Origin of the sequence: Oscillibacter sp. KLE 1728 (assembly GCF_934833455.1) — a bacterium.
GTDB classification, from domain to species: Bacteria; Bacillota; Clostridia; order Oscillospirales; family Oscillospiraceae; genus Oscillibacter; species Oscillibacter welbionis.
The window spans coordinates 10,023-20,438 of record NZ_CAKVVF010000040.1; the positions used below are offsets into that span (position 1 = coordinate 10,023).

Genomic DNA, 10,416 nt, shown 5'->3' on the forward strand with positions numbered 1-10,416 from the left:
AAAAGCCCGGAAACGCCGCCGCATTCTGGAAACTCTACATTTTAATAATGTATCAGGTCTGCCCCTCCAGCTTTGCAAAGCGGTACAACACCGCTGCCAGCTGCTGCCGGGTGACGGGCTGGGAGAGCATCAGGTTCCCCGCCTCGCTGCCCTGCAAAAGGCCGTTTTCCACGGCCCAGGCCACTGCTTCCTCCGCATACGCGCTGGGGATGTTGTCCATGACTGTTTCCTCCTTGGGCCGCCAGCCGGGCCAGCCGGAGACGGCCACCTCCCGTCCGCTCCGCTGGTCCCATCTGGCTCGTGCGGTCCGGGTGTCCACATGGGTGAAGGTCTGATAGACGCCGATCCCACCGTGTCCGCCCAGATAGTATTCCGCTATCTGCCCCACCAGCAGGGGCGAGGCACCGCTCACCTGAATATCCGCCGCCCTGCCCAGCAGGTGCTGGCTGGCTCTGGCGCCGCCCACCTTCTGATTGTAAGAAGCGGTGCGGTACCCGCTGTTGACGGTCACCGCCCCGCAGGCGGCAGTGCGGATCCGCTCCAGCAGCTCCACCAGATCCGTGTCGATCTTCACCAGGTCTGCCCCGTCCCGGCAGGCGAACTCCCGCACCCGGAAGTGGGGGGACAGCAGCTTGTCCCCCTCCCGGGCAAGGCTGTATGTCCCCACGCTCATTCCCTGGCCCGCTTTTCCGCCTGCGTGCCAAAGTAAAAAGCGATCACCACGGTGAACACGGTCAAGAACTGCTCCGCGGTCACCCGGCCCGTTCCGGCCATGGCAGCAAATACCGCCGTCAGAATCACCGTCACCAGACTCTTCACCGTCAGCAGGCTGGCCAGGCGCTGTGTCAGCAGCTCCATCTCAGTCCTCCTCCGTCAGCACATCGCCCCGCAGGCGGTATCGCTTTCCGGCCATATAGACATAGGCGGTCTCCTGGCCCATGTCCACGTCCACCGTGCGGCCGTTCACCACATGGACCTTTTCCAGGCTGCCCACACCGTGGTCCAGAATGCCCCAGCCGTTGGCCTCGTCCGGCGTCTCTCCCGCCCGGGTCTCCAGCAGCTCCCGGGCGGAGAAGAGATTGCGGGTGGGGTCCAGGGTGAGCCCGCACCCCAGTTCCTTCAGGGCCTTGTTGGCCTCCTCCAGAGTCTTCTCTCCTCTGGTGTAATCGTACAGCACTTCCTCCAGGGTTTTCATCTTATGTACCATCCTCTCTCCGGGTCCTGCCCGGCTCAAATTTTACTGACGCTGTGGGCCGCCTCGCTGCGGACGAAGCCGATATACGCCGTGCGGGCCGTCTCCGCTGCACGCATGGCCTCCTCCACGTCGCCGTTGGTATGTTGACCCGCCAACTTTTTGGCCGTGGTCAGGGACAACGAACAGGTGGCGTACATCAGATCCATAGCCAGCCTGCTCTCCGTAGCCCGGCGCGCCGCCCGGGCATCTGCCCGCCTGGCACTCTTCCGGGAGCGGTATTCCGCCCCAGCCGCCAGTACGGTAGCCGCCCCGGCGATCAGCGCGCAGAGCACCTCCGTTCCGATCCTGCATCCCTCCTCTCAGATCCAGCGGTAGTGGGGCCGCTCCTCTTGAAACAGCCAGTGCCGCATCCAGTCGAACAGCACGATGGCGGTCCCCGCCAGCACCACCCACAGCAGGGCGTACTTCAGGCACACCTGCCCCCACAGGTTGCCCGGCAGGCGGGAGTAGTCCCAGATGTCCAGCTTCAGCCAGACGTTCAGGATCAGCCCGGCTCCCAGCTCCGCCAAGGTAATGACGCTGCCCCCGATCAGCGCCTGGAGCCACAGGGGCCGCTCCCAGGCCATGTGCTCGTTGGCCAAATCTAGCGGCAGACTCAGCATCGCCGCCAGCAGAAACATGCTCCAGTGGGTGTGCCCCCGCCAGATCAGCTCCACCATGCAGTAGAGATCCCCGCCCATCAGCGACAGGATCAAGGCCTTGTGCCATCTCTTCACGTTCGTGTCCTCCCTGCTCTGAAATTCGCTTGGCTTCAACCGCTATCGTGCCTTTCCGGCGGCTCCGCTATGCATAGCCGGAGCCGTCAACCATATCCTTTATTTCCCGGCCGGCGCGCACGGCGGCGTGCAACGCGGCGGAAATTTCTTTTCCCGCCTTCCTCTCTTCCAGGTTATATGCATCTCTCCCTCCGCTCACCACAAAAAGCGCCGCGGGCAGGAATGCCCGCAGCGCAGAGAAAACGCCCCGGCGCCGTAACCGGCGCCGGGGCATCTGTATTTGATCTGTTCCTTCGGAAATCAGTCCTCCGCCATCTTGCGGTACTTCTGGTACCGGGCCTTGACGTCGGCGATCTCCTTCTGGTACAGGGCGTCCGCCCGCTCGGGGAAGTTGTTCTTCAGAGAGGCGAAGCGGTTCTCGCCCATGAGGAAGTCCATGAGCTTGTCAGTATCGGGCGCGGGAGAGTCCAGCTGGAAGGGGTTCTTGCCCTCGGCGATGCGCCGGGGATCATACCGGTACAGGTGCCAGTAGCCGCACTCCACCGCCTTCTTCATCTCGTCCTGGGTACAGCTCATGCCGGCTTTGATATGCTGCTCCAGGCAGGGGCAGTAGCAGATGACGATGGCGGGGCCGGGATAGGACTCCGCCTCCCGCAGGGCCTTCAGGGTCTGGGCCTGGTCATAACCCATGGCCACCTGGGCCACATACACATAGCCGTAGGTCATCAGGATGGCGCCCAGGTCCTTCTTGGCCACCTGCTTGCCGCCGGCGGCGAACTTGGCCACGGCGGAGGTGGGGGTGGACTTGGAGGACTGGCCGCCGGTGTTGGAGTACACCTCGGTGTCCAGCACCAGCAGGTTCACATCCCGGCTCTGGGCCATGACGTGATCGATGCCGCCGAAGCCGATGTCGTAGGCCCAGCCGTCGCCGCCGATGGCCCAGATGGACTTCTTGGAGAGATACTCACGGTTCTCCAGGATATAGGACACATCTTCGGTCTGCTCGCACTTCTCCAGGGCGGCGATCAGGGCGTCGGACACGGCGCGGGACTTCTCTCCGTCGTTCCAGTTGTTGATGTAGTCCTCGATCTCCGCAGGGGCGATGCCGGCGTCCTTCATGCTCTCCAGCCGGATCAGCAGCTCCTTGCGGATGGCATCCTGAGCGTGGAAGAAGCCGTAGGCGAACTCGGCGTTGTCCTCAAACAGGGAGTGCTCCCAGGCGGGGCCGCGGCCCTGGCTGTCCTTGCAGTAGGGCAGGATGGGCGCACCGCCGGAGATGGCGGAGGAGCAGCCTGCGGCGTTGCCCGCGTACATCCGGTCGCCCACCATCTGGCTCAGCAGCTTGATGTAGGTGGTCTCGGCGCAGCCGGCGCAGGCGGCGGAGAACTGGAAGTACGGCTTGGCGAACTGCATGTTCTTGACGGTCTTGCTGTTGATCACATCCTTCTTCAGGTACTTGTCGTTCATGGCGACCTCGTCGAAGTTCGCCTGTTCGGACTTCATCTCCTCGAAGGGGGTCATCACCAGGGCGTCCGCCGTCTTGTCGCTCTGATTGGCCGGGCAGGCGGTCAGGCACACGCCGCAGCCCAGGCAGTCATAGGGAGAGACCTGCATCCGGAAGAAGTAGCTGGGGGCGTCCTTGCCCAGGCCCTTGGCGGGCACGGTCTCAAAGGACGCGGGCACCTGGGCCTTCTCCTCCTCGGCCAGCAGCACGGGCCGGATGGCGGCGTGGGGGCAGCACATGGCGCAGCGGTTGCACTGGATGCAGCTCTCCGCGTTCCACTTGGGCACCTTGGTTGCCACGCCCCGCTTGGAGAAAGCGGAGGTCCCGTTTTCCCAGGTACCGTCCAGCACGCCGTGCTTCTGGAACACAGACACAGGCAGCTTGTCGCCCTGCTGCCGGTCCATGGGCAGCACGATGTCACGGACAAAGGCAGAGGCGTTCTTGGGCTCGGCCATGGGAGTGTCAGGCGCGTCCGCCCAGGAGGCGGGCATCTCCACCTTCACAGCGGCGCTGATGCCCAGATCCACGGCCTTGTCGTTCAGATCCACAATCTTCTGGCCGGCCTTCTTGAAATAGGAGTTGTAGTTGTTCTTCTTCATGTCCTCCACGGCCATATCCAGGGGGATGACCTTGGTCAGGGCAAAGAAGGCAGCCTGAAGGATGTTGTTGGTCCGCTTCTCGCCAAGGCCCACCTGCACCGCCAGCTTGGCGGCGTCGATGATGTAGAAGTTGGCGTGCTTCCGGGCCAGGTCCCGCTTCATCTTGCCGGGCAGGCGGGTCTCCAGCTCCTCCGCGCTCCAGGGGCAGTTCAGCAGGAAGATGCCGCCGTCCTTCAGATCCTCGGTGGTGTCGTACTTGTTGACATAGGTGGGGGCATGGACCGCCACAAAGTCCGCGGAGGACACCAGATAGGTGGAGCGGATAGGCTCGTCACCGAAGCGCAGATGGCTCTGGGTCAGGCCGCCGGACTTCATGGAGTCATAGGAGAAATACGCCTGTGCGTACTTGTTGGCCACCAGGCCGATGGTGGAGATGGCGTTCTTGTTGGCGCCCACCGTGCCGTCGCCGCCCAGGCCCCAGATCTTGCAGGAAACCTCGCCGGGATGAGGCAGCTCCACCTCCTTGTAGTCCAGAGAGGTGTGAGTCACGTCGTCGTTGATGCCGATGGTGAAGCTGTTCTTGGGATTCTCCAGCTTCAGATTGTCATACACGGCGATGAACTGGCCCGGGGTGGTGTCCTTGGAGCTGAGACCGTACCGGCCGCCCACCACACGGATGTCGCCGCGGCCCGCCTGATTCAGGGCGGTGACCACGTCCAGATACACGGGCTCGCCCACGGAGCCGGTCTCCTTGGACCGGTCCAACACGGCGATCTTCTTCACCGTGGCGGGGATGGCCGCTGCGAAGTGCTTCACGGAGAAGGGCCGGTACAGGTGGATCTGCACCATGCCCACCTTGCGGCCCTTGGCGTTCAGGTAGTCCACGGTTTCCTTCACGGCCTCGCTGGCGGAGCACATCACCACGATGACCTCCTCCGCGTCAGGCGCGCCGTAGTAGTTGAACAGCTTGTAGTCCCGACCGGTGAGCTTGTTAATCTCGTCCATGTAATGCTGGACCGTGTCAGGGATGGAGGCGGCCTTGACGTTGGCGCCCTCCTTGCACTGGAAGTACACGTCGGGGTTCACGTTGTTGCCCCGGTTGGTGGGGTGCTCCGGGTTCAGGGCGTGGCGGCGGAACTCCTGCAGGGCCTCCTGGTCTACCAGAGGACGTAGGTCCTCATAGTCCAACGCCTCGATCCGCTGCATCTCATGAGAGGTGCGGAAGCCGTCGAAGCAGTGCATGAAGGCGTACTTGCCGCTGATGGCGGACAGGTGGGCCACCGCGCCCAGGTCCATGGCCTCCTGGGGGCAGGAGGACATCAGCATGGCGTAGCCGGTGGTGCGGCAGGTCATGAAGTCGGTGTGATCGCCGAAGATAGAGTGGTGGTTGCTGGTCACCACGCGGGAGGCGATGTGCATGACGCTGGGCAGGAATTGGCCGCCCATGGCGTACATGGCTGGGATCATCAGCATCAAACCCTGGGAGGATGTAAAGGTGGTGGTCAGGGCGCCGGCCTGCAGGGAGCCGTGGCAGGTGCCCGCGGCGCCGGCCTCAGACTGCATCTGGATGACGTCCACCGTGGAGCCGAACAGGTTCTTCCGCCCCTTGGCGGACCACTCGTCCACCTTCTCCGCCATGGGAGAGGACGGGGTGATGGGATAGATCGCCGCGACCTCTGTGAACGCGTATGCCACATGGGCCGCGGCCGTATTGCCGTCCATGACGGCAAATTTCTTTTTCATCGGGATACTCATCTCCTGTTATAAAATGCGCCGCATTTCCCTGCGGCGATCCCGCCCGGCAGATGGGTGGGTGCTTGTGAAAAGCCGCGGCGGCACGATAAGGGGGGATTTGCATATCGTACCGCCGCGGCTGCATGATGGATTCTCTTTACTTCTATGCGCGACGTCCAGCAGAGCTTACACGAAGTTGCACACGCGAGCGATGGCCATCTCGGTATAACCCAGAGACTCGGCCTTGGTCTGCTTGCCGCAGGCCACTTCCTGCGTGAGCTTCAACAGCTCCTGCCCCAGCTCCTCGATGGTCTTGGTACCGTAGATCAGGGGAGAGGCATCCACATCGATGTTGTCAATCATATTGGCGTAGGTCAGCTTGTTGCCGGTGATCTTGATGACGGGGGCCAGGGGATTGCCGGTGGGGGTGCCGCGGCCGGTGGAGAACACCACAATCTGGGCGCCGCCGGCCACCATGGCCGCCACAGAGGAGGGGTCGTTGCCCGGGGTATCCATGATGACCAGGCCCTGCTTGGCCTCCACCTGCTTGGCGTAGTCATAGACCGCCATGACAGGGCTATGGCCGCCCTTGTGGATGCAGCCCAGGGACTTCTCCTCCAGGCAGGTCAGGCCGCCGGCCTTGTTGCCGGGAGAGGGGTTGCCCTCACGGACTTCCTCGCCCACCAGGCGCAGGGAGTCCTCATAGCGGTGGACGATCTCAAAGATGCGGTCGTGAACCTCCTTGTTGATGGCGCGGCGGGCCAGCAGGTGCTCGGCGCCGATGAACTCAGTGGTCTCAGACAGGATGGAGGTGCCGCCCTCCTTGACAATCAGGTCGCTGAGCTGGCCGATCAGGGGGTTGGCCGCCAGGCCGCTGGTGGGGTCAGAGCCGCCGCACTCCGTGCCGATAATCAGCTCGGACATGGGGAACTCCTCCTTCTGCAGCAGGGAGGCCTCCTCCACCATCTCCTTGGCGTAGCGGACGGCCATGTCGATGGCCTTCAGGGTGCCGCCGGCCTCCTGGATGATGACCTGCTTCAGGGGCTTGTTGGTGCGCTCCTGGATGGCCTTCACCACCAGGTCCATCTGGCAGTTCTCGCAGCCCAGGGACACCACCACGGTGCCGTAGACATTGGGGTTGGCGGCATAGCCGGCCATAACGTCCATGGTGAACTGCTGGTCGGGAGCCACCTGGGAGCAGCCCAACTGGTTGTTGAAGGTGACGGAGCCCACCACCTGCTGGGAGATGATACGGGTGGTATCAGAGGCGCAGACACTGGCAGGCAGGATCAGGACCTTGTTGCGGACGCCCACGCGGCCGTCCGGACGCTTGTAACCGTAGAAATTCATACTCGTATCCTCCTTCTCAGCCCTTGCTGTCCAGGTTTTCCCGGTGCTCTTCCAGGTTGTGGCAGTGCACGTGCTCGCCGGCCTTGATGTCCCGGGCCGCCAGGCCGATGTGCTCGCCGTACTTGACGATGGGCTGGCCTTTGGCGATGTCGCAGGCAGCCAGCTTGTGATAGATGGTGATGTCCTCCGCCGCAGTCAGGCGCTTCTCCTCGCCCGCGCACATGTAGGTGACGGTCTCGCCCTTCTTCACGGGCTCGATGGCGACCACCACGTTGTCCACGGGCTCAACGATCATGCCGTTCAACATAATGTAATACTCCTTTCGTTCCTCAACGAATATGTGTAATGGGGATCAGTGCTTCTCAAACAGGGCTTTCTGTGCCTCGTCTTTCGGGAACTTGGGGCAGCCGAACTTCTTGGCCCACCAAGAGGTAATGATGGGGACCAGAATGGCGGTCAGGATGGCAGACGCCGCCACCTGAGAGGTGGCCACATCCGCCCACTGCGCCCAAGAGGGATCCGCCTCGGCGATAACGGCGGGCACTGCCACAGCGTTGCCTGCGGTGGTTGCCACAGCCCAGCCGGCATAGCCGGGACGGCGGCTGATGAAGCGGTCGCACAGCACAATGAAGGCGCCGCCGATGAGGCAGGTGACAAGGCCCAGCAGAATGCCCTGCGCGCCGCCCTTGGCGATGTTGGTCAGGTTCATGCCAGCGCCCAGGCAGAAGCCCACAAAGGGCAGCAGGATGGTGCCGGCGGGGGCCAGGAAGTCAGACAGGTCCTTGTCGATGTTGCCCAGGATCATACCCACCAGGATGGGGCCGATAGCAGCCACAAGGGCCATGAAGGGGATATCGGCCAGGCCGCCGATGCCCATAGCGATCATGGTCAGCATGGGGCCGTCGTTGATGGCCAGCAGAGGCATGGCCGCCTGGTCCACGGTGTCACCGTAGGAGTTCATCAGGGCCAGATAGATGGAGCCGTTGGAGTTCGTGACGGCGGAGATGATGGCCAGAGAGCTCAGGCCCAGCACACCGGTGGGGCCGAACACCTTGCCCACCACAATGCCGATGGCGGCGCCGATGACGAACTTGGAGATCAGCAGCACACCGCCCCGCTTGACAACGCCGCCCATGTCCCGGACCCGCAGCGTGGTGCCCAGGCAGAACAGCTGGATACCGATGGCGGTGTTGGCGCCGGCACTGGTGAAGACGGCGGTGGTGAAGGAGCCGATGTTGGTGACCTCCGGAAGGAAGGTATTGATAATCGCGCCGAGCAGCATCGGGACGACCATCATACCTGCGGGGATCTTTTTCAGGAATCGCATGATCATGGTCTTTCTTCCTCCTCAATTTGTTTGCTGGGGGGGCAGAGGGCCTCTCCCCTGGCCATTTGCGAGCATTCCCCGCATGAGCGGCCGATCATGCGGGCCGTCACACCAAAGGGATTTATCTTAAAAAAGCCCCGTTGTCAGGGACTCTGGCCACGGATCCTGTCCCAGCCGCCGGACGGCTCTGGGACCGCACACAGATCTCCGTGCAAGAGGGACACCAAGACAGACTCTTGTCAGCGCGGCGCCCTTTTCTGTTCCTTATGTCGAACTCAGTTCTTATTTTGGAATTTTCGGTCGCATTATATCATGCCGTTCCCAGTTTGTCAATTCTCAGACAAGCCAAAGTTTCGCGTTTCGGCCAGCTTTTCGATCTCCGCCTGGGCAGTCAGGAGACTGCGGCGGACCAGCTCGATCTTCTCTTCCCGGCAGCGGAAGAGCGGTACGGAGATGCTGAGAGCCGCGAACACCGTTCCCTTCCGCCGCAGCGGCGCGGCCCAGCAGGCCAGCTGGTCCGTGGATTCCTCCCGCTCCATAGCCAGTTCCCCGCGCCGGACCGCCTCCAACTGGGCCAGCAGGGTCTCTACATCCGTGATGGTCTGCTCTGTCAGCCGGGGCAGGCCCCCGGCATACAGCGCCCGCACCTCCTCGTTCGTCAGGCCGCTGAGCAGAGCCTTACCGACGGCAGTGGCGTTGGCCGGCAGGCGGGTCCCCACCCAGGAAATCAGCCGGATGGGCTGGGGAGAATCCTCCCGCGCCACATACAGCACCCTGTCTTGGTCCAGAATGCCCATCTGGCATGTCTCCTGGCATTTGGAAGCCACCTCCTTCATCACCTGGGTAATGGGTGCCAGCCCCCGGTCCGCCGAGAAGGCCGCTCCCAGCACCAGCGCCCGGGGACCCATAGTATACCGGCCCGTCCCATCGTCCTGCCGGAGGTAGCGCCGCTCCTCCAGCGTATGTACGATGGGAAACAGGCTGCTCTTCGGGGCATCCAGGGCCTGTGACAATTCTGTCAGCGTCAACCCCTCCTCTGAGCCGGACAGGCTCTCCAGAATATCCAAAACCCGGGCTGTGGCCCGATGCTGTCCCTGTGTCATATCGTGCTCCTTCCACGCCGGCGCTCTCCGCCGCCGATTGATTTCTCCAGGCCGATCATATCAGATGCCGCTTCGTTTGACAAGCGGGCATGCGCCGCCGCCCTGTTTTCCAACCGGCGGGATTTTACCAGATCTTCTCTTGACATTCAGCGCCGTTTTGTTATACTAAAGCCTGTTTTTCGCGCCCCGCCCGTGCGTTTTCAAAATCTCACCCCGCGGGTTTGGAGCCAGCGGTCCCGGGGCCGTATGAAGGAGGACTTTTCTATGAACGCAGCATATCTGACGCCGGCCATCACACTCTTCAACGAGGATGGCACGCTGGACCTGGCCAGCCAGGAGCGTCTGTTCGACAATCTCATCGACCAGGGCGTAGACGGCATCCTGGTGGAGGGCAGCAGCAGCGAGTTTTTCGCCATGCCCATGAACCAGCGCCGGGAGATGGCCAAATTCGCCATCGAGAAGATCGACCACCGGGTGAAGCTGATCATCGGCACCAGCCACATGGTAGCGGACGAGATCATCAGCTTTTCCAACTTCTGCCTGGACGCAGGAGCCGACGCCGTTATGATCCTGCCGCCCTACTACTTCCACTTCGGCCCCTCCGCTCTGCTGCAATACTATGACCGCCTGGCCGAGCAGATTCACGGCGATATCTACATCTACAACTTCCCTGACAACACCGGCTACACGATCCCGCCTGAGACGGTGCTGGCTTTGGCCAAGATGCACCCCAACATCGTGGGCATGAAAGACACCGTTCCCGGCATGGACCACACCCGGGAGCTCATCAAGGTCGTCAAGTCCCAGATCCCCCAGTTCGAGATCTAC

The 10,416-nt window shown here is 62.6% G+C and carries 11 protein-coding genes; 1 reads left to right on the plus strand and 10 read right to left on the minus strand.

What is annotated here, in order from left to right:
- Positions 1-52: 52 nt before the first annotated feature.
- The 10 genes from QVE23_RS06305 to QVE23_RS06350 form a co-directional block, all read right to left on the minus strand.
- A complete protein-coding gene (locus tag QVE23_RS06305; RefSeq protein WP_273482258.1) occupies positions 53-673 on the minus strand; it encodes a YcbK family protein in 621 nt (206 codons plus the stop codon).
- Positions 670-858, minus strand: a complete 189-nt coding sequence (locus tag QVE23_RS06310) for a hypothetical protein (RefSeq protein WP_021749732.1) — start codon at positions 856-858, stop codon at positions 670-672. Before QVE23_RS06310 ends, QVE23_RS06305 begins: the two co-directional genes overlap by 4 nt.
- Position 859: 1 nt before the next feature.
- Complete coding sequence (locus QVE23_RS06315) at positions 860-1,195, minus strand: hypothetical protein (RefSeq protein ID WP_025544507.1); 336 nt, start codon at positions 1,193-1,195, stop codon at positions 860-862.
- 35 nt (positions 1,196-1,230) lie between these two features.
- Positions 1,231-1,527, minus strand: a complete 297-nt coding sequence (locus QVE23_RS06320) for a hypothetical protein (protein ID WP_021749730.1) — start codon at positions 1,525-1,527, stop codon at positions 1,231-1,233.
- Positions 1,528-1,554: 27 nt separating this feature from the next.
- Positions 1,555-1,971, minus strand: a complete 417-nt coding sequence (locus QVE23_RS06325; RefSeq protein WP_025544504.1) for a putative ABC transporter permease — start codon at positions 1,969-1,971, stop codon at positions 1,555-1,557.
- Between the two features lie 300 nt (positions 1,972-2,271).
- Positions 2,272-5,817, minus strand: coding sequence for a pyruvate:ferredoxin (flavodoxin) oxidoreductase (gene nifJ / locus QVE23_RS06330; RefSeq protein ID WP_287967765.1), 3,546 nt, complete (start codon positions 5,815-5,817; stop codon positions 2,272-2,274).
- 177 nt (positions 5,818-5,994) lie between these two features.
- The gene (locus QVE23_RS06335) at positions 5,995-7,158 is read right to left on the minus strand and encodes a UxaA family hydrolase (RefSeq protein ID WP_021749725.1); all 1,164 of its coding nucleotides are present in this window, start codon (positions 7,156-7,158) and stop codon (positions 5,995-5,997) included.
- Positions 7,159-7,174: 16 nt separating this feature from the next.
- The gene (locus QVE23_RS06340; protein ID WP_021749724.1) at positions 7,175-7,465 is read right to left on the minus strand and encodes a UxaA family hydrolase; all 291 of its coding nucleotides are present in this window, start codon (positions 7,463-7,465) and stop codon (positions 7,175-7,177) included.
- Positions 7,466-7,510: 45 nt separating this feature from the next.
- Complete coding sequence (locus QVE23_RS06345) at positions 7,511-8,491, minus strand: 2-keto-3-deoxygluconate permease (RefSeq protein WP_021749723.1); 981 nt, start codon at positions 8,489-8,491, stop codon at positions 7,511-7,513.
- Between the two features lie 323 nt (positions 8,492-8,814).
- Complete coding sequence (locus tag QVE23_RS06350; protein ID WP_021749722.1) at positions 8,815-9,588, minus strand: IclR family transcriptional regulator; 774 nt, start codon at positions 9,586-9,588, stop codon at positions 8,815-8,817.
- 264 nt (positions 9,589-9,852) lie between these two features.
- Here QVE23_RS06350 and QVE23_RS06355 point away from each other — a divergent pair.
- Positions 9,853-10,416: dihydrodipicolinate synthase family protein (locus QVE23_RS06355; RefSeq protein WP_287967766.1), on the plus strand; the 564-nt coding region annotated here is incomplete at its 3' end.

Coding starts and splice junctions, on each gene's coding strand:
- QVE23_RS06305 (WP_273482258.1), bottom strand. CDS start 673: ATGAGCGTGGGGACATACAGCCTTGCCCGGGAGGGGGACAAGCTGCTG.
- QVE23_RS06310 (WP_021749732.1), bottom strand. CDS start 858: ATGGAGCTGCTGACACAGCGCCTGGCCAGCCTGCTGACGGTGAAGAGT.
- QVE23_RS06315 (WP_025544507.1), bottom strand. CDS start 1,195: ATGAAAACCCTGGAGGAAGTGCTGTACGATTACACCAGAGGAGAGAAG.
- nifJ (WP_287967765.1), bottom strand. CDS start 5,817: ATGAAAAAGAAATTTGCCGTCATGGACGGCAATACGGCCGCGGCCCAT.
- QVE23_RS06335 (WP_021749725.1), bottom strand. CDS start 7,158: ATGAATTTCTACGGTTACAAGCGTCCGGACGGCCGCGTGGGCGTCCGC.
- QVE23_RS06340 (WP_021749724.1), bottom strand. CDS start 7,465: ATGTTGAACGGCATGATCGTTGAGCCCGTGGACAACGTGGTGGTCGCC.
- QVE23_RS06345 (WP_021749723.1), bottom strand. CDS start 8,491: ATGATCATGCGATTCCTGAAAAAGATCCCCGCAGGTATGATGGTCGTC.
- QVE23_RS06350 (WP_021749722.1), bottom strand. CDS start 9,588: ATGACACAGGGACAGCATCGGGCCACAGCCCGGGTTTTGGATATTCTG.